At 47.9% G+C, this 26,029-nt stretch carries 24 protein-coding genes, 1 other RNA gene and 3 pseudogenes; 10 read left to right on the top strand and 18 right to left on the bottom strand.

From position 1 onward, the window contains the following. Positions 1-43: 43 nt before the first annotated feature. Positions 44-403: an outer membrane protein assembly factor BamE gene (bamE, locus tag ABDK09_11230; GenBank protein ID XAW90076.1), complete on the top strand. Its 360-nt coding sequence runs from the start codon at positions 44-46 to the stop codon at positions 401-403. Between the two features lie 151 nt (positions 404-554). On the opposite strand, the gene ABDK09_11225 is transcribed toward bamE, so the two are convergent. Next, a complete protein-coding gene (locus ABDK09_11225) occupies positions 555-914 on the bottom strand; it encodes an RnfH family protein (GenBank protein ID XAW90075.1) in 360 nt (119 codons plus the stop codon). A gap of 119 nt (positions 915-1,033) precedes the next feature. Further along, positions 1,034-1,465: an SRPBCC family protein gene (locus tag ABDK09_11220; protein ID XAW90074.1), complete on the bottom strand. Its 432-nt coding sequence runs from the start codon at positions 1,463-1,465 to the stop codon at positions 1,034-1,036. 238 nt (positions 1,466-1,703) lie between these two features. Here ABDK09_11220 and smpB point away from each other — a divergent pair, with 238 nt between their 5' ends. Together smpB and ssrA are read left to right on the top strand one after the other, a co-directional pair. Next, entirely contained in the window at positions 1,704-2,192 is a 489-nt protein-coding gene (gene smpB / locus ABDK09_11215; GenBank protein XAW90073.1) for an SsrA-binding protein SmpB, read from the top strand. A gap of 68 nt (positions 2,193-2,260) precedes the next feature. Then, positions 2,261-2,628, top strand: a transfer-messenger RNA (tmRNA) gene (gene ssrA, locus ABDK09_11210). 103 nt (positions 2,629-2,731) lie between these two features. Here ssrA and ABDK09_11205 read toward each other — a convergent pair. From ABDK09_11205 to ABDK09_11185, 5 genes and pseudogenes are all read right to left on the bottom strand, one after another. Further along, positions 2,732-3,213, bottom strand: a pseudogene (locus ABDK09_11205) (transposase). A 116-nt stretch (positions 3,214-3,329) separates the two neighbouring features. After that, entirely contained in the window at positions 3,330-3,890 is a 561-nt protein-coding gene (locus tag ABDK09_11200) for a hypothetical protein (protein XAW90072.1), read from the bottom strand. 603 nt (positions 3,891-4,493) lie between these two features. Beyond that, complete coding sequence (locus ABDK09_11195; protein ID XAW90071.1) at positions 4,494-4,847, bottom strand: hypothetical protein; 354 nt, start codon at positions 4,845-4,847, stop codon at positions 4,494-4,496. A 6-nt stretch (positions 4,848-4,853) separates the two neighbouring features. Beyond that, the gene (locus ABDK09_11190) at positions 4,854-5,462 is read right to left on the bottom strand and encodes a hypothetical protein (protein XAW90070.1); all 609 of its coding nucleotides are present in this window, start codon (positions 5,460-5,462) and stop codon (positions 4,854-4,856) included. Beyond that, positions 5,419-6,201, bottom strand: a complete 783-nt coding sequence (locus ABDK09_11185) for a hypothetical protein (protein ID XAW90069.1) — start codon at positions 6,199-6,201, stop codon at positions 5,419-5,421. The genes ABDK09_11190 and ABDK09_11185 overlap by 44 nt, the downstream gene beginning before the upstream one ends. 723 nt (positions 6,202-6,924) lie before the next feature. Here ABDK09_11185 and ABDK09_11180 point away from each other — a divergent pair. After that, the gene (locus tag ABDK09_11180) at positions 6,925-7,692 is read left to right on the top strand and encodes a glucose 1-dehydrogenase (GenBank protein XAW90068.1); all 768 of its coding nucleotides are present in this window, start codon (positions 6,925-6,927) and stop codon (positions 7,690-7,692) included. A gap of 169 nt (positions 7,693-7,861) precedes the next feature. On the opposite strand, the gene ABDK09_11175 is transcribed toward ABDK09_11180, so the two are convergent. Continuing rightward, entirely contained in the window at positions 7,862-8,824 is a 963-nt protein-coding gene (locus ABDK09_11175; GenBank protein ID XAW90067.1) for a sensor domain-containing diguanylate cyclase, read from the bottom strand. 847 nt (positions 8,825-9,671) lie between these two features. Between ABDK09_11175 and ABDK09_11170 the strand changes: the two genes are divergently transcribed. Genes ABDK09_11170 through ABDK09_11160 form a run of 3 tightly spaced genes read left to right on the top strand, consistent with a single transcriptional unit; the run spans position 9,672 to position 12,715 of the window. Then, complete coding sequence (locus tag ABDK09_11170) at positions 9,672-9,947, top strand: hypothetical protein (GenBank protein XAW90066.1); 276 nt, start codon at positions 9,672-9,674, stop codon at positions 9,945-9,947. Beyond that, positions 9,934-11,382: a glycoside hydrolase family 3 N-terminal domain-containing protein gene (locus ABDK09_11165; GenBank protein ID XAW90065.1), complete on the top strand. Its 1,449-nt coding sequence runs from the start codon at positions 9,934-9,936 to the stop codon at positions 11,380-11,382. Before ABDK09_11170 ends, ABDK09_11165 begins: the two co-directional genes overlap by 14 nt. 40 nt (positions 11,383-11,422) lie before the next feature. Next, entirely contained in the window at positions 11,423-12,715 is a 1,293-nt protein-coding gene (locus ABDK09_11160; protein XAW90064.1) for a glycoside hydrolase family 3 C-terminal domain-containing protein, read from the top strand. Positions 12,716-12,811: 96 nt separating this feature from the next. Here the strand turns inward: ABDK09_11160 and ABDK09_11155 are convergent, their stop codons facing one another. Continuing rightward, the gene (locus ABDK09_11155; GenBank protein XAW90063.1) at positions 12,812-13,705 is read right to left on the bottom strand and encodes a LysR substrate-binding domain-containing protein; all 894 of its coding nucleotides are present in this window, start codon (positions 13,703-13,705) and stop codon (positions 12,812-12,814) included. A 115-nt stretch (positions 13,706-13,820) separates the two neighbouring features. Between ABDK09_11155 and ABDK09_11150 the strand changes: the two are divergent. Both ABDK09_11150 and ABDK09_11145 read left to right on the top strand, forming a co-directional pair. Next, positions 13,821-15,084, top strand: a pseudogene (locus ABDK09_11150) (D-amino acid dehydrogenase). A gap of 570 nt (positions 15,085-15,654) precedes the next feature. Further along, positions 15,655-17,205, top strand: a complete 1,551-nt coding sequence (locus ABDK09_11145; protein ID XAW90062.1) for an alanine/glycine:cation symporter family protein — start codon at positions 15,655-15,657, stop codon at positions 17,203-17,205. A gap of 89 nt (positions 17,206-17,294) precedes the next feature. On the opposite strand, the gene ABDK09_11140 is transcribed toward ABDK09_11145, so the two are convergent. The 7 genes and pseudogenes from ABDK09_11140 to ABDK09_11110 all read right to left on the bottom strand — a co-directional run bounded on the left by ABDK09_11140 (position 17,295) and on the right by ABDK09_11110 (position 24,375). Continuing rightward, positions 17,295-17,918: a LysR family transcriptional regulator substrate-binding protein gene (locus ABDK09_11140; GenBank protein XAW90061.1), complete on the bottom strand. Its 624-nt coding sequence runs from the start codon at positions 17,916-17,918 to the stop codon at positions 17,295-17,297. Continuing rightward, entirely contained in the window at positions 17,827-18,207 is a 381-nt protein-coding gene (locus ABDK09_11135; GenBank protein XAW90060.1) for a LysR family transcriptional regulator, read from the bottom strand. Before ABDK09_11135 ends, ABDK09_11140 begins: the two co-directional genes overlap by 92 nt. Positions 18,208-18,257: 50 nt before the next feature. Next, positions 18,258-19,454: a M20 aminoacylase family protein gene (locus ABDK09_11130; protein ID XAW90059.1), complete on the bottom strand. Its 1,197-nt coding sequence runs from the start codon at positions 19,452-19,454 to the stop codon at positions 18,258-18,260. A gap of 151 nt (positions 19,455-19,605) precedes the next feature. Next, on the bottom strand, positions 19,606-20,919 hold the full coding sequence (locus tag ABDK09_11125; protein ID XAW90058.1) for an MFS transporter: 1,314 nt from the start codon (positions 20,917-20,919) through the stop codon (positions 19,606-19,608). 364 nt (positions 20,920-21,283) lie between these two features. Next, positions 21,284-22,228, bottom strand: a complete 945-nt coding sequence (locus tag ABDK09_11120) for a bile acid:sodium symporter family protein (protein XAW90057.1) — start codon at positions 22,226-22,228, stop codon at positions 21,284-21,286. 268 nt (positions 22,229-22,496) lie between these two features. Continuing rightward, a pseudogene (locus tag ABDK09_11115) lies at positions 22,497-23,094 on the bottom strand (acetate uptake transporter). A gap of 254 nt (positions 23,095-23,348) precedes the next feature. Then, positions 23,349-24,375, bottom strand: a protein-coding gene (locus tag ABDK09_11110; GenBank protein ID XAW90056.1) for an IS630 family transposase whose coding sequence is annotated in 2 segments (ribosomal slippage) — positions 23,349-23,924 and positions 23,926-24,375 — 1,026 coding nt in all. Because the reading frame shifts where the segments join, the coding sequence is not laid out codon by codon here. Between the two features lie 385 nt (positions 24,376-24,760). Between ABDK09_11110 and ABDK09_11105 the strand changes: the two genes are divergently transcribed. Then, positions 24,761-25,117, top strand: coding sequence for a GtrA family protein (locus ABDK09_11105; protein XAW90055.1), 357 nt, complete (start codon positions 24,761-24,763; stop codon positions 25,115-25,117). Between the two features lie 18 nt (positions 25,118-25,135). Here ABDK09_11105 and ABDK09_11100 read toward each other — a convergent pair whose 3' ends face one another. Both ABDK09_11100 and ABDK09_11095 read right to left on the bottom strand, forming a co-directional pair. Continuing rightward, positions 25,136-25,372, bottom strand: a complete 237-nt coding sequence (locus ABDK09_11100; protein ID XAW90054.1) for a hypothetical protein — start codon at positions 25,370-25,372, stop codon at positions 25,136-25,138. Positions 25,373-25,533: 161 nt separating this feature from the next. Continuing rightward, on the bottom strand, positions 25,534-26,013 hold the full coding sequence (locus tag ABDK09_11095; protein ID XAW90053.1) for an outer membrane protein OmpK: 480 nt from the start codon (positions 26,011-26,013) through the stop codon (positions 25,534-25,536). Positions 26,014-26,029: the final 16 nt, after the last annotated feature.

The following is a 26,029-nucleotide window of genomic DNA, read 5'->3' as shown; positions in this document are numbered from 1 at the left end:
TTATCACCCCAGTTTTGAGTTTGATCAGCAGTAGAATTTGAATATGCAGTTAACCAAGTGGCTTGTCGCCCTTCCCCTTGCCGTGACCATGTTGTCTGGCTGTTCTGTGATGGAACGTCTGGTTTATCGTATCGACATCAACCAGGGTAACTACGTTGAACAACAGTCGGTTGATCAGCTGAAATTTGGTATGTCGAAAGATCAGGTGCGCTACGTATTAGGATCGCCAATGCTGGTAGAAAACGGCTATCCGGATACCTGGTATTACATTTACCATCACACCCCTGGACACGGTGACACCGAGCAAAAAAACCTGGTCGTTAATTTCAACAACGATGGCAACCTGGTTGATATCGCCGGTGACTTTAAAACCAGTGATGACTTCTTTGAAAGCCTGAACTAAACCGGTTTTCACTGAGCAGCGATAATTTGCTCACAGACAGTCATTAAAAGATACAGATAGTAAAAGAGCTCGCCTAGGCGAGCTCTTTTTAATTAATGCGTAATTTGACTTCGGCATCAGCCAAGCCAGAAACTTAGCAAGTCTCTGCTGTTCAAGCTTCTTCAGCTTTGCGCTGGGCACTCGGCTTACCGCCTGTCACCGGGTCGGCTTTACCGGTTGCTTTGGCCTGCTCAGCGCGCTTGCGACGGATTTCTTTCGGATCGGCCAGCAGCGGGCGATAAATCTCAATCCGGTCACGATCACGTACGGTCGCATTAAGCTTCACATTGCGGCTGAACACACCCACCTTGTTTTTGCTCAGATCAATATCCGGGTACATTTTCAAAACACCCGAGGTCTGAATGATCTCTTCAACCGTCATATCCTTGTTGACCACCAGAGTCAGAACGCGCTGCTCGTGCGGCAGAGCATACACCACTTCCACGTGGATCATGTCTGATTCAATACTCATTGCGCGTTAACTCTCTTCGCTTAAAACGTTGTTCTACCGAAATGCGGTATTTTACATAAACCCAGTGTTTTATATAAACCTGGTTTCTTCATAAAACCAGTATGTTGCATCACCCGGCGTTACACATAAACCTGTTTGGCACGCGCGGTAAACGCGTTTACCATGTTGCTGGTCAGCTCGTTGAACACCTTACCGAACGCCATCTCAATCATCTTGCTTGAGAACTCAAACTCCAGCTTGAGTTCAACCTTACAGGCCGACTCATCCAGCGGAGTAAAGAACCAGCCGCCACGCAGAGTACGGAACGGGCCATCCACCAGGTTCATGATAATCGACTGACCATGACTCAGCTCATTCGAAGTGGTAAAGGTTTTGCTGATGCCGGCCTTCGACACATCGACCGACGCCACCATCTTATCTGAGGTTGTCTCCAGCACGCGGCTGCCCGAGCATCCTGGCAGAAACTCCGGATAACGCGCCACATCATTGACTAAATGAAACATCTGATCCGCACTGAACGAGACCAACGCAGAACGACTGACTTGCTTCATCTTTTCTCCTCACCTTCGCGTGAACTGCACCAAAAATTCGTGCCTACATAACTATTTATACCTATATTCCGCTCAGTTGAGTTCAGTTCGGAATATCGCACCTGCCCTGATTGTACTTTTATCCCTTGGTCAGCTCAAGTTACTGCATGCTACCTCTTGAGCTCTGCAGCGGTTAACCTTATGCTACGCAAAGAAAACCATTCCCTAACTTTCCACCAATCCGTATAATGCGCCCACTATGGTAAAGAAAAATTCAAAGACAAAAGCGGGTAGCAACACTATCGCGCTGAACAAAAAAGCCCGCCACGAGTATTTCATTGAAGATGAAATCGAAGCTGGCCTGGAGCTGCAAGGCTGGGAAGTCAAATCACTTCGCCAGGGTAAAGCCAATATCGCTGAAAGCTATGTGTACATGCGTGACGGAGAAGCGTTTATCTCCGGTATGACCATCACACCGCTGCAGCAAGCATCCACCCACGTGGTCGCTAACCCGACCCGCGTGCGTAAGCTACTGTTATCACGTCGTGAACTCGACAACCTGTTCGGTCGTATAAACCGTGAAGGGATGACGTTAACCGCGCTGTCTCTGTACTGGTCCCGCTCTTGGGTCAAACTCAAAATCGGTGTATCGAAAGGTAAGAAACTGCACGACAAACGTGATGACCTGAAAGACAAAGACTGGGAACGCCAAAAAGCGCGCGTTATGAAGAGCAACAACCTGCGCTAATAGTAACCAGTTAATCGTATACCACTGGACACACAATACTTTTCTGGTAGTATGCGAGTTACAACCTTGGGGCTGATTCAGGATTCGACGGGAATTTTGCAGTCTGAGGTGCATGCCGAGGTGCGGTAGGCCTCGTTAACAAACCGCAAAAAAATAGTCGCAAACGACGAAAACTACGCACTAGCAGCTTAATACCCTGCTGAGAGCTCTCTCGCCCTAGCTTCCGCACGTAAGACGGGGACCAACGAGGGATCAAACCCAAACGCGCTAGCCCGGATTTTCCCACCTGAGAGATGAACGGCGAATTATAATTCAGGTTAGTCATTCATTAGCGTGTCGGTTCGCAGGTGGATGGCGAAATTAAAGATCGACTAAGCATGTAGTACCAAAGATGAATGATTTTCGGACGCGGGTTCAACTCCCGCCAGCTCCACCAAACGTTTGGAAAAGGCCACCCTCGGGTGGCCTTTTTTGTATCTAAAAACAATAAAATTCAACTGGTTAACTCTCTTTCCTGTCTTAATCTGTCTCATCCCGTCACCCCAACGCTTGAGTACTTTAAATAACTGCCAAATCCGTACGCAGGATATCGCTCTACGAGTTGTTGTAGCTTGGCAATGACCTCATCATCTCGATGAGGAGCTGGCCGATAGCGATAGACTGAGTCGCTGATGCCAACTGCGCGGCAGGCCATTCTTAAACTGACCTGGAATTGTTTGAGAGCGTAATCTACGAGCTCTCGCTTAACCGCTGGCTTTACAGCTTTTTCCAGAATATCTTTGACGATGCGGTGCTCGAGGCTAAGATCTGCAAACATCTGCTTAAGCCTTCGGTTCTCACCCTCAAGCTCTTTTAGACGTTTAACGTCTGATGCTTCCATACCTCCATACTTGGATTTCCAGTTGTAGTAGGTCGCATCTGAGATGCCATACTCACGGCAAACTTCATTCACCTTTCGGCCAGCTTCCACTTCCTTTAGGATCTTGACGATTTGTGTTTCTGTGTAGCGTGATTTATTCATCATGCGTTTCTCCGTTTGTTTCAGCTTAAACGGAAAAGCTCTAATTACTAGCGACCAGTTTTTCGGGGAGGGTTACAATGGGGTTTACCTGATAGCCTATATAGTGTCGATGCTGTTTAATCGTCAAACAAACTGCTGCTGAAACTGTCATCAAATATAGAAGAGCCAAAACCATCCTCAATCATAGAAGAGCCGAAGCTGTCGTCAAACAAATTGGAGCCCATGGTGTTATCAAAGCCATAAATATTCCCTGCAATATCAAACACGGTATCGACCATTACTAATCCATTGGCAGGATTGACCATAGATATTTCAGTAGATGGAGACTCCATCACTCCTAGCATTGAATCACCCACGATGCTAGCTGGTTGGTCTTCCCAAGCATTACCGCCCTGATCGAAAAGACTGTTTACCATGGGTAACCCGGTGGCAGGGTTGATTCCAAAATTGCCCAATGTACTAGCCGCTAAAAAACCAGCGGTTGCCGTAGAAACTGACGATGTGTTGGCATTCGTTGAATCGAATGTGTTCCTAGTAACTGGGGAATGTCTTTTTGACGCCGTTGAGTTGAGTCTCGCTACTTTTTTTAATTTATCTTGGTCTTCTTCTTTAAGGCGCCCCATCGTCAAAAACACAATCCCAAAAATTATAATTACCCAAAAAATTCCCATATCCATGCCCTTTTTAATTTTATTAGTCGATACTTACAAACTTTCATTCAGAAATCCATCCGTCATACAGCGACATATCGTTCTAACAAGCCATAAATCAATTCTGAAATCTTATAAACTGTGCTGCGGCGGTACCCAATCACGAATCTGGAGTTTATGGGTATGCCTGGCACTCCTCATCTAAACGCTGTTTTTTACACAGTGAATTCTGCCCATATGATTTGGCGAGCAAGCCCCATCTCAGTGATCCTGATACAGGGCTGGTCACAAGAACAATTCCCCTCTCTATATCGGAATCACTCAGGTTAAGTAGATAAATCTTTGTTTCTCTTGAGCTTTAAGACTAGTCATTTCGTGAGGAGGCGGGGCCTACAAACCCCATAAAAGAATGTAAATTGAATATATACCAAGAAATACTACTTTTATATTATGTATTATTTCTCCTACCACTACTAGACTTCCTCTATGAGATCCATAGCGGATTCATATAATACATCAGACAAAGATTTTCCTGAAGCGTACTAAAAGTCCCACCCAAAACACCAGCAGAAACAAAATTATCTACATCTTTAAATATATTCATAAGTAACTATTGGCTTTCTGATAAATTTAATTAATAATCCCTAATCCTTTATCTAGAAACATACAAATAAATACGCCAATCCAACTCCAAAAACCAAGAGCATTAAACCACATGAAAATCTTAAATTTTATACTACTTTTTTTTGCTCTATGTCGAATAAATGGGTAAGCAACGCAATAACGCAAAAACCGAGAAATAATACTATATGACATCATACACTGATGATTGGAATGAAGTTTATTAACATCTCTAGCTAGTAACTTGTCAATTCTAACAATACGCTGTGGATCACCCAGCCCCAAAGCAGCTCCGATCAATGCACCAGGAATTGACCAAATCAAGATATATCCACCCAAAATTACTACGACGAAACTGAACATGGCTCGTTATTCCAATATACTTTCAAAATATTCATACATAAAGTCAGCAGAAGCTTTACCCACTGTACTCCCGATACTACCACCAATAGCTCCCCCAACTACAAAAGCTCCAATAGTAGCAACAGCTATAACAGGAGCACTAGCGGCACCTAATACCAATAAAACACCTCCTACAGCTAAATCGCCGGCAACACTACCTGCATATAAACCGGTACTGAATCCAACTATTTCTCTTGTCGCTGTTTTTTTACACTTTCCATCGATATCTTTCGAACATGCGTCATACATGTTTTTAACGCCACTTGCGGCTCCTAACGTCAATCCGACATAACCCACGCCCTTAGCAACAGAAACACCGTTTGCTACATTAGCCATCCTTTTGCCAAGATTGGGAATGAAGCCTTTTTCTAGAATGCTTTCCGCATTATGAACAACAGATTTCGTTGATAGCTTCAGGTTACGTCGTATCTGCTGGTAAACAGGTAGTTGTATACTGCGTTTTGATAACCGTGCAAAAGAGCCGTCCAATTTTTCAAATAGTTTAGCCCTTTGAGCAACAAAAGTACCGTAGTTAATACCACCCGTTTCGGCTAGCCAAAGCAACTTGTTCTGCATACAAGTTGTTAATATCTAACAAGACGCCATTGATATTTTTCAAATGCTGTTCAACCGTAGATGCAGCCACGCCTACTCCTAAAGAAGCGTAAGCATACTGATCACTAGGTAACCCATCTGATTTGAAACGATTCCATGCTTCATTAGCATAATGATCTAGCAATTCAAAATGACGATTAGCCAATGCAACCAAGTCATCTGTCAGTTTCGCGAATTCAATACTTGCTGCTTTCGCATCTTCCTGAAGATCAGCTAGTAGTTGCTTGTGCCGAGGTGTTGCTGGCTGCGCTGAAGGCAAAATCACTATTTCACCTTCCCTCACCGGATCATTTAAGTGAATGTTGCACTGCTTGATCAGCCTGCGCTGTTCTTCTGAGGTATCAGGTGTAAATAATTCTAACCATAATGAGGACTTCGATTGCGTCTCAGGGTTGGACATCCAGCCCAACATAAACTCTTGTGCTTGAGCCTGCTGACTGTTATTCCAATCCTTATCTGACTGCTCAATTCTTTCTTTGCGCTGTCTTGCTAGCTTTTCTTTCATGGACTCTTTTGGAGCATCGATTTCAGGTTGACTTCCGATACTTGAGATAGAACCACCACTAGCAAAATTTTCTTGTTGGATTTTTTCAAGTGCAGCGCGCCCTGCACTCATTTGCTTTTGTAATTGACATGAACCACAGTTACAAAAGTCTGGATTTAAACTGCCAATCGGACACTTATAGACTTGATTAAACATTTTGACTGTCTTTAGCTAACTAACCATTAATTACATCACAGTATTTATAAAACTAAATTTAATTTTCTAACCGTGATTTTTTGGACACCCAATTTAAATAACAATATCTACTTATATTCATACAGAAGCTAAAATTGCCACATTGCTCCAAAAATCAAAAACTCACAGTAATTAACATCCAAATATTAACCATAATTATTTACAAAAAAGCCAACTAAACTCATCTAACATTCATGAGAGAAATTCATAACCAGTCATTATAATAAACTTAGATAAATCAGACACTACGCAACGAAGTATTTTAAAAATAATCTGTTATCTCTCAAACCCCTCAACACGATTTCTCAACGATGCTTTCTGCCTTGAATGTCCCGACTCTGCTTTGTTGTCAATCCAATCGATAGACAATCAGGCAAGAATTACGGAGTTTAGACTCATCACTCCCGGCGCCAAAACCGATAACATAACCACCATTAGTTTCGGTTAAGCGGTGAAGCGGTGAAGCCCACCTCATACTTATCCGCAACGTTGCGCTGTATAGGTTCGTTTAGTAACCCCAGCGTATCCAATTCTTTACACCTGGCATAGACAAGTGAATCGGCTCGTCATGCAACCAAGGTAAACATCAATGATGCCATAGCTCAACGTCCGGGCGAGGCGCTCAAACTTGCATCATTCATCTTTTTATTACAACGATAATCACGTCATTACCGAGGAGGTAATATGTCAGTCTCTTATGATTTTTCCGGTAAAGTTGCTCTGGTCACTGGTGCTGCATCAGGCATGGGCTTTTCAACAGCGAAAGCGTACGCGGAAGCATGCGCTGCCGTTATGCTGTCCGATGTTAACCCACAAGCTCTGGACGCAGCGGTTGCTGAGATCACTCAAGCTGGCGGTAAAGCAGCGGGTTTTGTGTGTGATGTCACCAAAGAAGAGCAAGTTGAAGCTCTGGTAAAACAAACCGTTGAACAGTTCGGCGGCCTGGATATGGCATTCAATAATGCAGGTATTCAGGTACCGGCTATTGATGCGGCGGACGAACTGGCCGACGACTTTGACCGCGTCAACGCGATCAACCGGCGTGGTGTCTGGGCCAGCATGAAACACGAGCTGAAGTACATGCGTGAACAGGGCCACGGCTCTATCGTCAACTGTTCATCTATCGGTGGCCTGGTAGGTCTGGGTAAACTGGCGTCTTACCACGCATCAAAACACGGTGTTATCGGCCTGACCAAGAGTGCAGCGCTGGAATACGCGACACGTGGTATTCGCGTCAACGCGGTATGTCCTGCAGCTATCGACACGCCAATGGTAGCTGATATGAAAGAAAAAGGTGTGCTGACTGATGAAATTATCTCAGGTATTCAGCCAATCAGCCGCCTTGGTAAAGGGGAAGAAGTGGCTGCTGCCGTACTATGGCTGAGCAGCGATGCCGCATCTTTTGTACTGGGTGTCGCGCTGCCGGTCGACGGTGGTGCAACTACGCGTTAATTCACTCTTGAACGTAAAAATAAGCGGGAATTCACCGCTGGACACTGAATAAGAAACTGGCTCGTGAAAACACCTCGTTTTCTGTGCAGCTGAAACTCAGCCGACTGGAAAAATCCAGTGACTTACTGGAAAGCACAGACAAAAGCATCCGCGAAATCAGCGCTGGACCTTACAAGGTGGCGTTGTCGGTATCCGTCATCGCTTGAGTCGCATCGCAGGCGGGTTCAGAAAACTGACCGGCCAGAACAAAAGGCAGTTGGCGGGTTTTAGAGACATACATTGCGGCGTCAGCTTGCTTGATAACAGCCGTTAAATCATGACCATCATGCGGTAATACACCAACCCCGATACTGACACCGACTGAAATCAGATGCTCGACACCATCTATCTCAATGGGTGCGGTGATCAAATCGTGTAACTTGGCTCCGCAACCCGCCGCTTCGTTCAGATAATGCTCTACATCTTCTATCCGAAACAGCACCAGAAATTCGTCGCCGCCAATCCGAAAGCAGATGTCACGACTGCGCACTTTACTGGTTAAACGTTGGGATATTTCCACCAGCAGCGCATCACCCACGTCATGTCCATACTGGTCATTGATGATTTTAAAGCCATTCAGATCCAGGTACGCCACACCGAGCAGACCGGACTCATGCATCAGCTTAGTCGGTTGGGCGATAAGGTTATCAAGGTGGCGTTTGTTGAAAAGGTTAGTGACCGCATCAGTACGCGAGTCTCTGTGCAGTTTATCGATCAGATCTTTAACGGTAGAGTAATCCTGAATGGTCGCGATTCCACACTTCTTGCCGTTGAAATTGAGATTAGCGATGGAAATTCTGGCGCTGAAGTCCTCACCGTTACTTTTCACACAAGGAATCACACCCCGTGACATCATCGGCCTGGCTCGGGGCTGATCAAGGATAAAGTTACGTACTTTAAATCCATGATCATCCACTACGCCAATTTTTATCAAATCGGTCAGTGTTCTGGTGTGCAGGATTTCCTTTTTATAACCAAATAATTTGGCACATGATTCGTTAGCAAATACTACATTTGAATCTTCATCAACGATTAAAATCGCATCAACCAAAAAGTCCAGAAATTGGGTTATTTCATTCGATTGCTCTTTCACTATCCCTGTCCACAAAATGAATTTTACAGTACATCAATCCGTTTATTAGTAATGGTTATATCACGTACTTTAAATAAGTAAACCCTATAATTATAGATTGATTATTAATAAACACATATAAATTTACCGGCCATTGCACAATTAACGAACAACTGTAAATCACATAACACTCAGAGTAGAGATACGCCAAAAATTAATCACAATACAATGATTATAATAGATATTTTATAAAATCCATTCACCGTATGTGATGGCGACCATTTAAGGTCTTACTTTAAACACTATATGAAAATGATTTTTATTTTGGTTTTAATCAAAAAATTTTATTAACACCCTGTTATACACTCAACTGAGCCCAGACAGTAAATTGATAAAAAGTTATTTGATTAACTTTTATTTGTAATTCTATAGATAACATTCATACCTAGCTGATATATAAGATTTAAATAGTCACAAACTTTTCACTTAGCAAAAAATCAGCCTTTCAAATCTACAGCCCAAACAGAATAAGTAACCGGGCCACAGAATGTGAGAATAAAGCAATTCACAAGCAGAGAAATACCGCCACTGAGGTTTTACATAAACCTGACTTTGATCCGACAAAGGCTCGCTTTTGATGGGTAGACTGCTCAACCTGCGTAATTCTGTCTTCTAAATGCCCTTCACCAGGGTATTGAATCCCATGAGATTTGCGAACCAAGCCTGACACAAGTGTCAGGTTTATAACTTTTCACATCCTTTTTACGGAATAACATTCCGTTTAATCAAGAGGAGACACCGCCTGATTTCTGAGTGAACCACTGAGTTACACGGTGAGATGTTTCCTCTTTTCTCTGAAGGAAAGACAATGAAAAAAATTGCCATCCCTCTGGCTTTCGCTCTGATGACCAGCTTAGTCCGCTCCTTGGCGACAGCCGCAGATCTGAGCATGAGCCAGAAAAGAGCCGACTATGAACATAAAAAAGACATGCTAACTCAGGCCAACGACTTTATCGAACACGGTCAACAGGCTAAAGAGCGCGCTTTATTGCAAGCTGACGTCAAAAAAGACACGGCACAAGCCAACCGATCGGACAACAGTGATCAAAGCACTCAGCAAGGATCGTTATATGAAACCTACTAATACCTTACGACCAATCACGGTCTGTATGCTCGCAGCACTGGCACCGGCGGCCGCACATGCTGACTATAACGGTAAATCCTGGCTGGAAGTCGAAGCACAGGTAAGCTCCATTCTGGATAACATGTCTGCGCAAGAAAAATATCAGTTTATCCGAGTTGACGACGGCCATATGATCCCGCGTCTGGATCGTTTTGGAATTGAAGGAACAGTTGCTTACGATTCCACATTAGGTGTGCATGTAAATAACACCACGTTTGGTGCCAGCTACCCTTCACAAACAGCTCTGGCCGCAACCTGGAATATCAAACGAGCTCAGGAGCAAGGTCTGGCCCTGGGCTACGAAACTCGTATGGCCGGCGGTGAACAAATGCTGTCACCGGTCGTCAATCTTTACCGTACTCCTCTGAATGGCCGCGCTGCTGAGTCTGTGTGTGGTGAAGACCCGTTCCTGTGCTCTGTCATGGCGCCGGCGATCACCAACGGTATCCAGGCTCAGGGCATTCAAGCCGGTGCCAAACACCTGATCGCCAATGAGCAGGAAGCGAACCGCCATGCTCTGGACGTGCACGTTGACGAACGTACCCTGCGTGAAATGTACCTGGTCCCGTTTGAGTCATTGGTGAAAAATGCCGATATCGCCTCCATCATGTGTGGTTTTAATAAGGTCAACGGCGACTTCGCCTGTGAAAATCACCACATCATCAAAGAAGTACTGAAAGATGAATGGGGCTACCAGGGCTTCGTCATGTCTGACTTCAACGCGATTCAGAATGCCTATGAAGGCGCTTACGCTGGCACCGATCTGGATATGCCATCCGGCCTTCAGTTTACCCAGGACAAACTGCAACCTTATGTCGATAACGGCACTCTCGCTCAAAGCGTCATCGACGATAAAGTCGCGCGCAACCTGCGTGCCTTGATCCGTTACGGCCTGGATAAAGGCGGCTACCCGGCCCAAACTCTGGATTATCCGGAGTACGGCCTGACCGCTTCACTCGATACCGCACGTGAAGGCATTGTTCTGCTGAAAAATGATGCGTCTGGCAACCAAGGGGCACTGTTGCCACTGAATAAATCGGCGCGGATTGCCGTGGTCGGCAACGGCGCTCAGCTAGCGCCAAGCTCACCGTTTGGTACCGGCTATTCCGATGCCGAATCCGATTACGTCAGCGAGTTGAGTGGTCTGCAACAGTTAGCAACCAACAGCGAGAACGTGACGTTTATCAAGAGCATGTCGCTGTCACCAGAACAGTCGCTTTGGTTGAGCCCGAATTGTCAGGCAAGCGATGATACCTGCCGGGTGGGCGTTGAAGCCGAATACTTTGCCAATACCCAATGGGCTGGTGAACCGGTTTTGACCCGCGAAGAGCAAGGCATCAACTTCAGTTGGACCAATATGACCAACGTCGTGGAGAAACGCCTGTATCGAAAATGATGCTCAAACCATAGAAGAGCAGGGACTGGACTGTAGTTCAGTGACAGCCGAACAGGCTGACGGCTCACGTGACCTCAATGATCTGTCTCCATCGATGGGCGGCTTCTCGGCCCGCTTTACCACCAGCATTAAGCCAACCATTACCGGTAAGCATGTGTTTAAAGTACGTGCTGATGGCCCGGTGAAACTTTGGGTGAACGGCAAACTGCTGCTGGAAAGTGATGGCGAGCCGCGCGCTCCCGATGTACCGAATGCTAACCCATTGTCGGTGCAAACCCCACGCCTGAAAGCCGGCCAGACCTACCAGGTTGTGCTGGAATACGCACGCGAGCAGTTCTTCCAGGGACAACTGGGCGGCCTGAACGGCGTACAACTTAGCTGGGCTTCGCTGACGCCTCCCGCCGATCTGAGCGACTATGACGCCGTTGTCGCAGTGGTCGGACGCAGCCATGAGTACGAAGGTGAAGCTTCGGATCCGAACTTTGAACTGCCGGAGCAACAGGCAACCCTGCTGACCAACCTGATGCGTAGCAACCGCAACACGATTGTGGTCATGCATGGCGGTGGCGGCATGGATATGCAGCCGTGGAACAAGAAAGCCAAAGCCATTCTGCATGCCTGGTTTAGTGGTCAGTTAGGTGGTCAGGCACTGGCTGAAATTCTGTACGGTGATGTGAACCCATCAGGTAAACTGCCGATCACACTCGACAGCAAGCTGAAATACAACCCGTCATACCCGTCGTATTCGAATCCGGATGATTACATCGGCGAGAATGCCAAGACAGACATGACCTACTCGGAAGGTTTGTTCTTCGGTTACCGTGGCTATGATATCTCGCACCATAAACCGCTGTATCCGTTTGGTTTTGGCTTGTCTTACACTACGTTTAATTTCAGTAACTTAACTCTGTCAGAGCAGACGGTGACTGAAAACGGAACCCTGTATGCGAACTTCACTGTCACCAACACCGGCAGTCAGGCCGGCTATGAGACGGCGCAGTTGTACGTGCATCCACAGAGCAGCTCAGTCGAACGTCCGCAACATGAGCTGAAAGGCTTTAGCAAAATTTATCTGCAAGCAGGAGAAAGCAAGCAGGTATCCATTCCGCTCAACGCTCGCTCCTTTGCCCATTACGATGTCAAACAGGCACAATGGGAAGTGGAAGCAGGACGTTACACGATTGAAATCGGTGACAGCTCAGATTCGCTGCCGCTTTCAAGCAGTGTAAACGCACATCAAAACATCACTCTGGATTCAAAAAATTCGAATCCGCTGCCTGGTCCGGTCCAGTTTATGGTCCAGGTTGATAAGAGTGAAGCATACGCCTACTAAAACAACGCTCTTGTGCCTGCCATTCCGCGCAGGCACAAACTCAAACTCACTGCATCGGAAACCTTTCACCGGGTTTCCGATTTTTATCTCCCTTGCTCAGCACTCTGCGCCGATCTGCTGCTTCAGCCAGTCTCTGAATACCCGGGTGGTTTCATTGGCGGTATGAGTAATGAGAAAATAACCGGCGTTGGCTTCGATGGGCTCAAACGGGGTCACCAGTTTACCACTCTCGAGCTCGGTGGTGATCAGCGCCATACGGGCCATCGCGATCCCGACTCCCGCTTCCGCCGCCGACATCGCCATGTCGGTACGGTTAAAAAAATGACCGCGTTGTGTCGCCAGTTCCAGCCCCATTTCCGAGGCCCAGTACAGCCATTCAAAATCACGTGGCGCCTTGGCCCATGGCATCGCATCGTGCAGCAGCACCACATCTTTCCAGCCTGACATACTGGCGAGTTGCGGATGGCCGGCAAGATAGGCCGGGCTCATGACCGGCAGCAGCGACTCAGCCATCAGCAATTCAGCATTGGCTTTCGGATAAGGTATCGGACCGTAATCAATAGCCAGATCAAAATCGCGCCGGTCACTGTCGACCAAGGCCCCTTCGGCAAACATCTGAATCTGAATATCCGGGTTATGGCGATAGAAGTCATCCAGTCTCGGCACCAGCCATTTAAACGCCAGTGAGGGCGTCAGTTTGAGCCGGATCTCTCTACGATTATCGCGCTGACTCAGGCTTTGCACCGCCGAATCTATCTCCTGAAAACTGCGCTGCACAACCGTCAATAACGTCTGCCCGGCTTCGGTCAAACGCACACCGCGCGAATGCCGTTCAAACAGACTAAAACCTAACTGCTCTTCCAGCTGCAACAACTGCTGACTAATCGCACCGGTTGTCAGGTGCAGATCTTTGGCTGCACTACTGAAACTAGGGTACTGAGCGACCTGCATAAAGGTATATAACGCGGAAACACTTTGGCTTTTCAACATGGCTTGCTTATAGAATTTCTAAACACTGGTGATAATTTTTATCGATTGTTAACAAAAGGTAAAGCAAAGAAACTACGCCCAATACAAAAACAGCCAGTCACATAGGAAGTCAATGATGGAAGTTATCGTTTTAGGCAGCGGCGTAGTGGGTTTAACCTCAGCATGGTACCTGTCACAGGCAGGACACAGTGTCACGGTGATCGATCGCCAGGCACGCAGCGCAGAAGAAACCAGTTTTGCCAACGCCGGTCAGATCTCTTACGGCTACTCTTCACCATGGGCAGCGCCTGGCATTCCGCAAAAAGCGGTAAAATGGCTGTTTGAAAAGCATGCCCCATTAAAAATCAAACCATCGCTGGATCCAAAACTGCTGGGCTGGATGACGCAAATGCTGTCCAACTGCCAACTGTCACGTTACCAGGTCAACAAAGCACGTATGCTGGCGATTGCCAACCACAGCCGTGAGTGCCTGAATCAGCTCAATAAAGAGCACAACGTGCAGTATGAAGGCCGTCAGCAAGGCACACTGCAAGTGTTCCGAGATGAAAAACAGCTGGTTTCGATTGAAAAAGATATGCGTCTGCTGGAAGAGAGCGGCGTGCGCTTTGAACTGATGAATGTTGACAGCTGTATCGCGCAGGAAACCTGGCCTAGCACCGGTCAAAGACAAGCTGGTCGGCGGCCTGTACCTGCCGGATGATGCCACCGGTGACTGCTACCTGTTCTGTCAGCAGATGACTGAGCTGGCCAAAGCTCACGGTGTGCGTTTTGAATTCAACACGCAAATCAAAGCGCTGGCTAAAGAAGGCAATAAGATCATCGGTGTCCAAACCGATAAGGGTCTGCTCAAAGCCGATGCTTATGTGGTGGCACTGGGCAGTTACTCGACGTCATTGCTCAAACCAGTGGGGATTGATATTCCGGTCTATCCGGTCAAAGGCTACTCGCTGACTGTGCCGATCACCAACCGTGACCTGGCACCGAAATCGACCATCATGGATGAGACTTATAAAGTTGCGCTGACCCGTTTTGATAACCGGATTCGCGTCGCCGGCACCGCAGAACTGGCTGGTTTTGACCCGTCGATTCCGACTGCGCGTAAAGAGACCATCGAAATGGTGGTACGCGATCTGTTCCCGCAGGGAGGCGACTTCAATCAGGCGGAATTCTGGACAGGTTTCCGTCCGATGACACCGGATGGTACACCGATTATTGGCAAGACCCAGTTCGACAACCTGTTTACCAATACCGGCCATGGCACGCTAGGCTGGACCATGGCATGTGGTTCTGCCCATCTGCTGGCCGACATTGTCACCCGTGGTGAAGGTGCGATTGATACTAAAGGCCTCAACGTGTTCCGTTACCAGAACGCCTCTTAAGTGATTTTGCCCGTTTAACCTGGTTGCCGGTTCAGCCAGGTTATTGGTTGAAGTGTTTGATCGGTTTAGCAACTTACTCGGTTTTGAAACGTCATCGGTTTTGCAACGCCATCAGTTTCCCAAAAGAATGGTTTTCCAACACAGCCGGTTCACTTTGACCAATATTTACCACACTAAATACGTTAAAAATGTTGCCTGAGTGGCTGGCCTCCCTCGCTTTCTGCTCAGGTACATCAGCCCGGTCCGCGTAATATGCCCGGATCGGGCGCCATTTCAGCGTCGCAGAACGATCCTCTACTGTTCTCTCACCGACAAGTATAGTCATATCTACCGGTTACCTATTCATCAATAGTGATATCACTCGTTTTATTAACCAATCACACACCAATTGACTACTTATTAACCAAAAACTAATAAAGCATACCATAAATTTAACATTTGGTTAGCATTTTGTGCTCCAGCTCACGCTCCTGCGCTTTCCCAGATAAATCAGTTAACATTTAAATTACAAAAAGATTATTATGTTGAACGGAAAAACTAACACAACTTTCTAATAACAGGGAAATACTCATGCAGTCATTTGTTGATTTTCTGAATGGAATCATCTGGAGCCCGGCGCTGATTTATTTGTGTCTTGGCGCAGGTTTGTTCTATTCAATCCTGACCCGTTTCGTTCAGGTTCGTCACTTCTTTGAAATGTGGCGTTTGCTATTTTCAGGCAAAAGCTCCTCAAAAGGGATTTCTTCATTCCAGGCACTGGCGGTATCACTGTCCGGCCGTGTAGGTACAGGTAACATCGCCGGTGTTGCAGCGGCTATCGGTTTCGGTGGTCCGGGCGCGGTATTCTGGATGTGGGTTGTGGCCTTCTTCGGCGCCGCAACCGCATACGCAGAATCGACTCTGGCGCAAATTTATAAAGAGGAAGACAACGGCGAATTCCGTGGTGGTCCGGCTTACTACATTGAGAAAGCCATGGGCCAGAAATGGTACGCATGGATCTTCGCTATCTCGACTATCTTCGCGTGTGGTGTTCTGCTGCCGGGTGTTCAGTCCAACAGTATTGGTAATGCGGTTGAAGCAGCATTTGGCTCAGGTGACATGATTAATACAGCGATCGGCACATTCAGTTTTGCAAAAATTCTGACCGGTACTGTGATTGCGATTATGCTGGGCTTCATCATCTTCGGTGGCGTAAAACGTATTGCCAGCTTCACCCAGATCGTGGTGCCATTCATGGCTCTGGCGTACATCATTACTGCATTCGTGATCATTCTGCTGAACATCGGTGAAGTACCACGTATCTTTGCCATGATCATCGGCGATGCATTTACTCCTATGGCAGGTGTGGGCGCAGCGATTGGCTGGGGTGTGAAGCGTGGTGTTTACTCGAACGAAGCCGGTCAGGGTACAGGTCCTCATGCCGCGGCAGCAGCAAGCGTAGAGCACCCTGCTCAGCAAGGTCTGGTGCAGTCATTCTCTATCTACATTGATACCCTGCTGGTTTGTTCAGCGACGGCATTCATGATTCTGATCACTGGTGCGTACAACGTACACGGCGGCGCAGAAGGTGTGTTCCTGGTTCAGAACCTGGCGGCTGATATCAGTGCGAACGGTCCGGTCTTTACTCAGACCGCAATCGAAACCGCCCTGCCGGGCGTGGGTAAACCATTTGTTGCCTTTGCACTGTTCTTCTTCGCCTTTACCACCATTCTGGCTTACTACTACATTGCAGAAACCAACATCGCCTACATCCGTCGTACCTTTAAAGTTGACGGCCTGATGTTCATCCTGAAAATCACCATCATGGCAGCGGTATTCTACGGCACGGTGAAAACAGCTAACCTGGCGTGGGCAATGGGTGACATTGGTGTTGGCCTGATGGCATGGCTGAACATCATCGGTATTCTGATCATCTTCTTCCTGGCCAAACCAACCATGGCAGCGCTGAAAGATTACGAAGATCAGCAAAAACAGGGTGTTGACGAATACATTTTCAACCCGGTTAAGCTTGGCATTAAGAATGCGACCTACTGGGAAGAGAAATATCAGCGCAAAACGGGTAAATCCGCGCATGCAGCAGTTGAAGCCAGCTCAGAAACAGCACAAGAAACTTCAATCTGATAACAGCTGATTAAAATAATAAAAGCAGTGGATTACACAAAACCAAGGGCCAGCAATGCTGGCCCTTTCTTATTGGATCGCAGCTGGCGTTAATGATTAAAATCAGGATAAATATCGCGCATATCCTGCAAGATAGTGTCAAACAGTGTCATCGCACTCTGGGTCATGATCTCCCGCTTTGGACGCACCATAGAAATCACGCTGTCCGGAATGTTGTCGAGCAGCGGCACCACGGTAAATTCGTTTTTGATGTAATCCAGGTCAAGTGACTCAACAGAAAACAGCGCAGCGAAATCGGCGGTCTGAATCAAGGAACGCGCCAGTGTCATCGAGGTACATTCGCGAATCCGAGACGGAATAGGTAACCCATTAACGGCAAAAAGTTGATGGTGATAAGTGTTCGGGTCATCCGGCGCATCCAGAGTCAGCCACTCGCTCTGATGCAGGGTGCGCAGTGAACGGGTATTGCACAGCGGATGCGATTTGCGCGTCACCACCACATTGGGAATGCGGCAGATGGCCTGCCATTCCAGTGAACTGTCAATGACCGGGATCTGCGAGGTAATGGCAAAATCAACCCCGCCCTGGCGCAGTTGGTTGAGCAACGGCGCCGGACGCAGTTCAATAATGCGCAGCGTCACTTCCGGATAACGCTGCATAAACCCATTCAGGCTGGTCGTCAGCGACTTGATCAGCGAGGCAACCGGCGTCACGCCGATGGTAATGCTGCAGTTTCGACACCCCACGCATGGTATCAATGTCCTGCTTGGCACGCCGTGCGGTCTCGTTCATCATGCGGGCATAACCGAGCAAACGCTCACCATACGGGGTAAGCGTCAAACCGCCGGAAGTGCGCTCAAACAATGCCACTCCGTATTGCTGCTCGAGCTCTTTAATCGCTTTGCTCAGAGCAGGCTGAGTCAGATGTAACTGCTCGGCGGCCGTTTTCAGGCTACCGGCATTACTGACCGCCAGAAAGGCTTTAATCTGATGTAATTTCATCTCGTCCTGTTACCTAAAGGCGCCCTGCCCTCAGCCATGCGGGTTGGGTATTAATCTGCACGCAGATAATCACCGACCAGCCGGACCCAACAGGCCGCACCTATCGTTACTAACTTATCATTAAAATCATAGCTCGGATTATGGACCGAGCAGCCATGCCACTCGCCTAATCCGTTCGCCAGAGTGAAATAACAACCCGGACGCTGCTGCAGCATCCAGGCAAAATCTTCACTGCCCGGGATCACCGGCGCCTCATCACCGGCCACGTTGTCGTCGCCCAGCACCGCTTTTACCGCAACGCGCGCCACCAGCGTTTCCGAGCCAGAGTTGTGCACTGACGGCACCTGACGCAAATACTCCACTTCGCCGCTAATCCCAAATGCCTGACACTGACCGGCAACAATTTCGCGAATGCGCTTTTCAATCAGATCCTGGTTAGCAACACTGAAGTTACGCACAGATAACGTCATCATCGCATCATTTGGAATCACATTTGGTGTCGTACCCGCCAAAACCTGACCAATACTGACAATACTTTGCTCCGCAGGATTGATGTTGCGCGACACAATACTTTGCAGCCCGAGAATGATATGGCCGATGGCAATCGTGACATCGTTGGAGAGATGCGGCAGAGCAGCATGACCGCCTTTACCGGTCAGACGTATGGTGACTTTATCGGAAGAAGCCATGAAAACGCCGCTGCGCACATCAGCCAGGCCGACTTCTTTGCCCGGCATATTGTGCAAAGCAAAGATGGCATCACACGGAAAGCGCTCAAACAGGCCATCTTCAATCATGGCTTTCGCGCCCGACAAACCCTCTTCGTCCGGCTGAAAAATCAGATTGAGGGTGCCGTCAAATGCCTTGTGACGGGCCAGGTAATGAGCCGCCGCAAGCAGAATGGCAGTATGACCATCATGACCGCAGGCATGCATGCGCCCGTCAATGGTGCTGGCGTAAGGCAATCCGGTTTGTTCATGAATAGGCAGCGCATCCATATCAGCACGGATCCCTATCGAGCGCGCTGACGTGCCGTTTTTCAGCACGCCGACCACGCCGTGGCCGCCAATCCCGGTATGGGTTTCATAGCCCCACTCGCGCAGCAGACCGGCCACCAGCTCGGCGGTCGCCGGGACTTCAGCCCCGAGTTCAGGGTGAGCATGAATGGCATGGCGGGTCTGGATAAATTGTTCACAGCTGGCGACAAAATCGGCGTCATTCAACAGCGAGAATTCAGGTACGGTCATCGTCATTTCCTTATGTTGGATTCAGGGTACATCGGCACGGGTTAAGTGCAGCGTTTTACTTATGCGAGCATGTTAAGTGCGGCGCTATATGACTGAGGTTTCTTTATGACTTAAGTTCTTTATGACTTAAGCTCTTTAAGACTTAAGCTCTTTAAGACTTAAGAGCTTTGGCCGGAAAGCGCCACATCGCGATGCTGCTGACCACGATGGCGAGCATCAGATAAAACGCCGGTGCCATCTTGTTACCACTCCACTCAATCAGGCTGGCGACCAGCAACGGAGTAAAACCACCAAAAACCGTGACGCCAAAGCCGTAAATCATCGAGATGCCGCTGGCACGGTACTGCTGAGCAAATGCTTCCATGATCAGCACCAGCAGTGATGCATTGGATAATGCAAACAGCGCAATCAACACCCCAATCACCAGCAAAGCTTTAAGCAGAGAGGCATCGCCGCCGAGTAATGTGAACGCCGGATAAATACACACAAAGGAACCCAACATACCAAGCAGCGGCAGCGTTTTGCGGCTCGCTAAACGGTCAGCCCATTGGCCAAATACCGGCATCAGCAACATCAGCATCAGTCCGGCTAGCACTGCAACGGCAAACGCCGTAGTCGAGGTGTAACCCAACTCTTTGATCAGGTAGGTCGGCATATAGAACACTTCAATGTACATACAAGCGGTGCCACCCCAGATCATCAGCATACCGGTCAGGATGGTACGGCCCTGCTTGCGCAGCACGGTCTTGAACGGAGTGTCCTGCGTATTCGGGTCGGCCTGATGGGATTCATTGAGATGACGACGGATGTACCAGCCGACCGGGCCAATCAACAAGCCCAACACGAACGGAATACGCCAGCCCCAGCTGTGTACCTCTTCAGGTGACAACAGCCCGTTGACGGCAAAACCGACCAGAGCACCGAACAGGGCAGCTGCGCCCTGGCTGGCGAGCTGCCAGCTCACCATATAACAGCGGCGCTGATAATTGTTGGACTCCATCAGGGCAGCAGAAGCGGTACCGATTTCACCGCCGGCCGACAATCCCTGCAGCAGGCGCCCTACTACCAGAATAATCGTGGCGGCAATGCCGATACTTTCATAGGTTGGCGTAAGCGCAATCATACCGGTACCGATCGTCATCAGAGCGATGGTCAGAGTCAGTGCAGCTTTGCGGCCATATTTGTCGGCATAGTTGCCAATCAGTACCGCCCCTAGAGGGCGCATGACAAAGCCGACCCCGAACGTGGCCAGCGACAACAGCAAGCCTGCCGCGGTGCCCCCGACATTGAAAAACAACTCACCGATAATCACGGCAAAAAAGCTGTAGACGGTAAAGTCGTACATTTCCAGCCCGTTGCCGAGCGAAATGGCGAAAATGGCTTTACGTGAATCTGCTGTCTTGGCCGGCTGAACTTGGCCTGATGCCACTTCTGCATCAAGTGAACTCGATAGTGTGCTGCTCATGGTGTCCCTTCCTTGTTATTCGTCGCGATTCATTCGCTATCAATGCTATTGATAATAGTCATTGCCCAACTTTCCATCACAAACCAAAAGCTAAGCAAATAACTAAAAAGTTCACTCTGAGGGCAGCAAAGCAAACCATGATCGCGCAAAGCGCACCACTTACGGGCATTGGCTCTCAATCCTTTACCAAGGCATAATCAACCTGAGTCACATCGCCAATAAAAACCCTGTAACCATCGGTCATTATCATCTATATGTACGTCAACGAACAATTGACTAAAAGTTTTGTCGATAAAAAAAAGGAAACAAAAAAGAAGGCCGAAGCCTTCTTATTGTCATGATTGAATATGGGAATCGCTGCGCACTAACGGCTGCTTTCAGCCTCAGACTGAGCCGTCATCTGAGACGTTCGCTTGCTCCAGTATCCTGCCAGTAAAGAGCCGGAAAGATTGTGCCAGATGGAGAAAATGGTGCCTGCCACCGCCGACGCCGGCGTAAAGAATTTCATCGCCAGTGCTGTCGCCAGGCCGGAGTTCTGCAAACCGACTTCAAAGGCCACCGTACGACAAATGCTTTCATTAAAGCCAAGCACCCGGCACACCCAGTAACCGGCCGTAATACCCAGACTGTTGTGCATGATCACCGCCAGCGCCACGATAGGACCAATTGTCTGCAGCTGACCGGCATTCAGTGCCACGACAATAGCGATGATCATCACGATCGCCACCATAGAAATCAAAGGCAGGACAGGTTCCAGTTTTTCGGTAACAGAGTGGAGAAAGACGTTGATCAGCAGACCAATTGCCACCGGCAACAGCACGATTTTAATCAGGCTGAGCAACATACTCATCGCAGGCACATCCACACTGTGGCCCGCCAGCAGCTCAACCAGCAGTGGCGTAAGTACCACGCCAAGCAGCGTCGAGATGGACGTCATCGTGATCGACAGCGCCACATCGCCTTTGGCCAGATAGCACATCACGTTGGATGAGGTACCGCCGGCCACGCTGCCTACCAGCACCATACCTATGGTCAGAACCGGATCGAAACCAAGCAGCAGGCTGATCAGCAGTGCCGCCAACGGCATAACGGTAAACTGCAGAATCAACCCGACCCCAATCGCCTTTTTATTCGTCACCACATTGAGGAAATCTTTCGGTTTCAGGGTCAGGCCCATGGCCAGCATAATAATGGTCAGTAAAGGGACAATCTGGCTTTTAAGGTCAACAAATAATGCGGGAGAGAAATACGCCCATAGAGAGAACAGCACGGCCCATAGCGGGAAGAGCTGAGTAATAATCCGTAGCATGGTGATACATTCCTGTTGTAGTTTTTTAAATAGAATTGTTGTGTTTATAAAACACTCATCAAACTATCACTTAACCATCAACAAACAACCGCGAATTTAGTAAGGACAAATCATTTTCGGCCCGGATGAGGCCGTTTAGCCAGTTTAGTGAAACGGGCTGATAAGTAGGATGAGACGATGGGTCAGCCGGTTTAAACAAAGGTCGCAAACCACAGGTATAAAAAAAGCTGGCACCAAGCCAGCTTTTTGTCCGCACTCGCGTCAGCGATTATGCAGCGATTTCTTGCGCAGCAGGCGCTGAGGCTTTTTTCTTCTCGCCGATTGGCAGTACAACACGACCGTATTCGTTGTTCAGTACTTGTGCCATTGCGAAGTAAACTGCGCTCGCGCCACAGAAGATACCTTCGAAACCCGCAATCATGCCGATGAATTCGTTACCGGTGAAGTCACGAATAGCCAGCAGAGCAAACAGGATAGTCAGAGAAACCGAATACCACTTGCTTCGCTACCGGGTAGCACAGTGAACCAATGAACATGAAACCAGTGAAAATGCCCCACAGCGCCAGGTACCATCCCATGAAAGAAGCCGGGCTTGCAGGCAGACCCATTTTTGGCATTACGATCAAACCAACCAGAGTCAGCCAGAACAGGCCGTAAGAGGTAAACGCAGTCGTACCGAATGTATCACCACGTTTAAAGCACATGATGCCAACAATCACTTGGCTCAGACCGCCGTAAAAAATACCCATAGCCAGAATCATTGAATCCAGCGGGAAGAAACCTGCGTTATGAATATTAAGCAGAATAGTCGTCATGCCGAATCCCATCAGGCCAAGCGGTGCTGGGTTAGCTAATTTAGTAGACATCAAAGTTACCTTCAAAAATGTGAATAAAAATTGCGCGCGAATTTTAAATGCCACAAGAATAAAAGATAGATTTTATTTATGCAAACTTAGATTCCATCTATATAGCAATTGGAACATTGAAAACCAAAAGCTAAAACAGCTGTACAACCTTGATGTATTAATAATAAAAACAAAAACTTAGAAAACTACCAGTTAGAATAAATACTCCATTTCAATCGTTCAGCGTCTCGCTAGCTTTATACCAATCACACTAATTAACTGGTCAATATAGTCCAATCTCTAAAGCAGAGCGAAATGACTCTGCTTTTGTCTGCACAAAAACGATTCCAAGCACTACACAGCTTGTCGACAATATCGTCGTAACATTCAAAACACCTATTGGCTATTTCGTTCTGACGCAACCAACTCCATACCTGCTCTATTGGGTTGAGTTCCGGTGAATAGGGCGGTATATGAATGACAGTCAGGTTCTTGAATGAATCAGCAAGATAACTTTGATGCCAACTGGCTTGATCCATGATGACGACAGCATGTTTGTCTGCGGGTGTGGATTGAGAAATGAGCCTGAGTTGCTCTTTCATTGCTTCCATGTTGCTCATCGGAACAACAATAGCTTCAGTTTCTCCGGTATTAACGCACACCGCTCCAAATAGGTACGCATACTCAAATTGCTGTTGTTGTACCGCTCTGGGACGAGTCCCTTTTTCTGCCCATATTCGGGTTGTTGTGTTGCGCTGGCCAAATCTGGCTTCATCTTGAAACCAGATTTGAACATCTTTTAAAGCAACATGTCCTGGGATCTTAAGGATCGTTTCTATTGGGAATTTTTTTAAAAGCTTCTTGTGCTTCTACAGATTGCTTTGGGTGCTTTGAACGCGTTGTTATCCAAACTAAATCAAGCTTTCTCAATATCTTATAGATGCCTGATAAGCTGTACGATAGGCCAAATTCTTCATGGATGAATTCAATAATATCTGTCCCCTGTAGTCTGCCACCTTCAGGCTTAATCGCATTGGAAGTGATGTACAGCTTTAACTGAGATAGCTGGTCTTCAGTCAGTCGTGGAGGACGGCCTGTATGCTGCTTTTCTACCAAGCCTTCAACACCATTCTTTAAATAAGCCGCGACCCAGTTATTGATACTGGTACGGCTGGCTTTTAAATATTTGGCGATCTGAGTGCGGCTTTTTCCATCCACGAAATGAGATATAGCAAGAAGTCTCGTACGCATCCTAGCATCGGATGTTTCACGAATAAGTTTTGGGAAGTCAGGGGTCGTCATATCAGCTCCTATTGAAGCTGATATTAGATCATAAAATTAGTGCGATTGGTATTACGACTTCGTTCACTGATGTTGAGCAGTCAAAACCGCTTGGTATCCGCCGCTCACCCGCCAGTAACCCATAATAGCAACTGATTGCTTATTTTATTTGTTATAAACATCATTGATTAATGAACAAAGAGACTCTCCCAGCAGGCTCGGAGCGATTTATTAAGGGCGAGAATATTAATGGAGTAAATCATTAAGGCAATCAGCACACCGAAAAGTAAACTCTCACTGCGCGAACCAAACAGAGCGCGCCAGTCAGAAAGATAACATTTGCACATCCCTGCCGTTGAGGAAATACTGACACGGTGACCAAAACCAGGATGATAATGACGCACTTATGTTGAAACTGTTTGCCAGATACAGCTCGGTCGGCGTAGTGAGTACCGCCATTCACTGGTCTGTATTCACCCTCTGTTTTTATGCCTGGAGCAGCACTCAGGTCGTGGCTAACCTGGCCGGATTCCTGTGCGCAGCCAGTTTCGGCTTTATCGCCAATGCCCGTTTTACCTTTCAGTCACCGGCAACCAAAACCCGTTACCTGCTGTTTATTACCTTTATGGGGCTGTTGAGTATCACAACCGGTTGGCTGGCCGATACCCTGCAGCTGACTCCCTGGCTGACGCTGGTTGCGACGTCCCTGCTCTCGCTTCTGCTCGGCTTTAGCTACTCAAAACAGGTGGTTTTTCGCCGCTGACCTTGTGATTGGATTTATTTAAAGTGCCGGTTGTACCGTCTGCCGTGGTACACGGCGTGCAACCCAGAATGATAACTGGGCTATAATGCCTGCCGCCATCAGAGTCACCGCGGTTGCCAGAGCCGGATTGTCTCCCAGACCACTTAACGCCGCGCACAAAGCTCCGGCAATCATCAGGCGGCCGGTTAAGCTGATGGAGAAAGATGAACGGCGCCGCACCAAGATAAGCGTACGTCGCCGTAGTCGAAAATCCACCGCCAATCGCGTACCCGAGAAAACGGGATGAACAAAACGAGGTCTAGCTAAGCAAAACCAGAGGCCAGGATACGCGCAGTACTAAGCTACCCACCAATCCCCGAAAACGAAACAAGCCCATGAAAACATGGGCTTGTTGAATATTACATTGTACTCAGGAATTAGAAGTGCCACTTAACCAGTAACGAGGCGTTGCGCTCGTTGGCATTTTTGATGCCGAACTTGTTGTTCCAGTACGAGTACTCGATACCCAGATACAGCGGAGAAGTTAACCCTAGGTGCTTACCTGCATTCCACTTGATCTGCGATGTCCAGTTCATTTCCGCTTTATTGGTTTCTGAAGCGGAAGACCAGTCCAGGAAGCCATCCCACAAGAACTCTTCTTCTGCGACAGTCACCGGCAGGCCCCAGGTCCAGGTCAGCTGTTCATCGTCAGCACTGGTGTCGTTATCGGCTTTATAAATGTTAAGGTTAAAGTAGTTAAAGCCGGGAACATCAAGCGAGACGCCGATACCATACAGCAGGTTGTCAAATCCTTCACCGGATTCCCAGGTACCGGAAAGTAATACATCTTTAACAGGGCCGAATGACAGATCCGTGCCGGAGACATTGCTCAGGCTAAGACGTGGCGAGAACTCCATATAGTTTTCAGTCGTA

This window comes from Vibrio sp. CDRSL-10 TSBA, from assembly GCA_039696685.1.
Taxonomy (GTDB): Bacteria; Pseudomonadota; Gammaproteobacteria; order Enterobacterales; family Vibrionaceae; genus Vibrio.
The sequence above is the reverse complement of the archived record's forward strand: the minus strand, read 5'-3'. Positions and strand labels throughout refer to the sequence as shown.

Coding starts and splice junctions, on each gene's coding strand:
- bamE (XAW90076.1), top strand. CDS start 44: ATGCAGTTAACCAAGTGGCTTGTCGCCCTTCCCCTTGCCGTGACCATG.
- ABDK09_11225 (XAW90075.1), bottom strand. CDS start 914: ATGAGTATTGAATCAGACATGATCCACGTGGAAGTGGTGTATGCTCTG.
- ABDK09_11220 (XAW90074.1), bottom strand. CDS start 1,465: ATGAAGCAAGTCAGTCGTTCTGCGTTGGTCTCGTTCAGTGCGGATCAG.
- smpB (XAW90073.1), top strand. CDS start 1,704: ATGGTAAAGAAAAATTCAAAGACAAAAGCGGGTAGCAACACTATCGCG.
- ABDK09_11200 (XAW90072.1), bottom strand. CDS start 3,890: ATGGATATGGGAATTTTTTGGGTAATTATAATTTTTGGGATTGTGTTT.
- ABDK09_11195 (XAW90071.1), bottom strand. CDS start 4,847: ATGTTCAGTTTCGTCGTAGTAATTTTGGGTGGATATATCTTGATTTGG.
- ABDK09_11190 (XAW90070.1), bottom strand. CDS start 5,462: ATGCAGAACAAGTTGCTTTGGCTAGCCGAAACGGGTGGTATTAACTAC.
- ABDK09_11185 (XAW90069.1), bottom strand. CDS start 6,201: ATGTTTAATCAAGTCTATAAGTGTCCGATTGGCAGTTTAAATCCAGAC.
- ABDK09_11180 (XAW90068.1), top strand. CDS start 6,925: ATGTCAGTCTCTTATGATTTTTCCGGTAAAGTTGCTCTGGTCACTGGT.
- ABDK09_11170 (XAW90066.1), top strand. CDS start 9,672: ATGAAAAAAATTGCCATCCCTCTGGCTTTCGCTCTGATGACCAGCTTA.
- ABDK09_11165 (XAW90065.1), top strand. CDS start 9,934: ATGAAACCTACTAATACCTTACGACCAATCACGGTCTGTATGCTCGCA.
- ABDK09_11155 (XAW90063.1), bottom strand. CDS start 13,705: ATGTTGAAAAGCCAAAGTGTTTCCGCGTTATATACCTTTATGCAGGTC.
- ABDK09_11145 (XAW90062.1), top strand. CDS start 15,655: ATGCAGTCATTTGTTGATTTTCTGAATGGAATCATCTGGAGCCCGGCG.
- ABDK09_11135 (XAW90060.1), bottom strand. CDS start 18,207: ATGAAATTACATCAGATTAAAGCCTTTCTGGCGGTCAGTAATGCCGGT.
- ABDK09_11130 (XAW90059.1), bottom strand. CDS start 19,454: ATGACCGTACCTGAATTCTCGCTGTTGAATGACGCCGATTTTGTCGCC.
- ABDK09_11125 (XAW90058.1), bottom strand. CDS start 20,919: ATGAGCAGCACACTATCGAGTTCACTTGATGCAGAAGTGGCATCAGGC.
- ABDK09_11120 (XAW90057.1), bottom strand. CDS start 22,228: ATGCTACGGATTATTACTCAGCTCTTCCCGCTATGGGCCGTGCTGTTC.
- ABDK09_11105 (XAW90055.1), top strand. CDS start 24,761: ATGTTGAAACTGTTTGCCAGATACAGCTCGGTCGGCGTAGTGAGTACC.
- ABDK09_11095 (XAW90053.1), bottom strand. CDS start 26,013: ATGGAGTTCTCGCCACGTCTTAGCCTGAGCAATGTCTCCGGCACGGAT.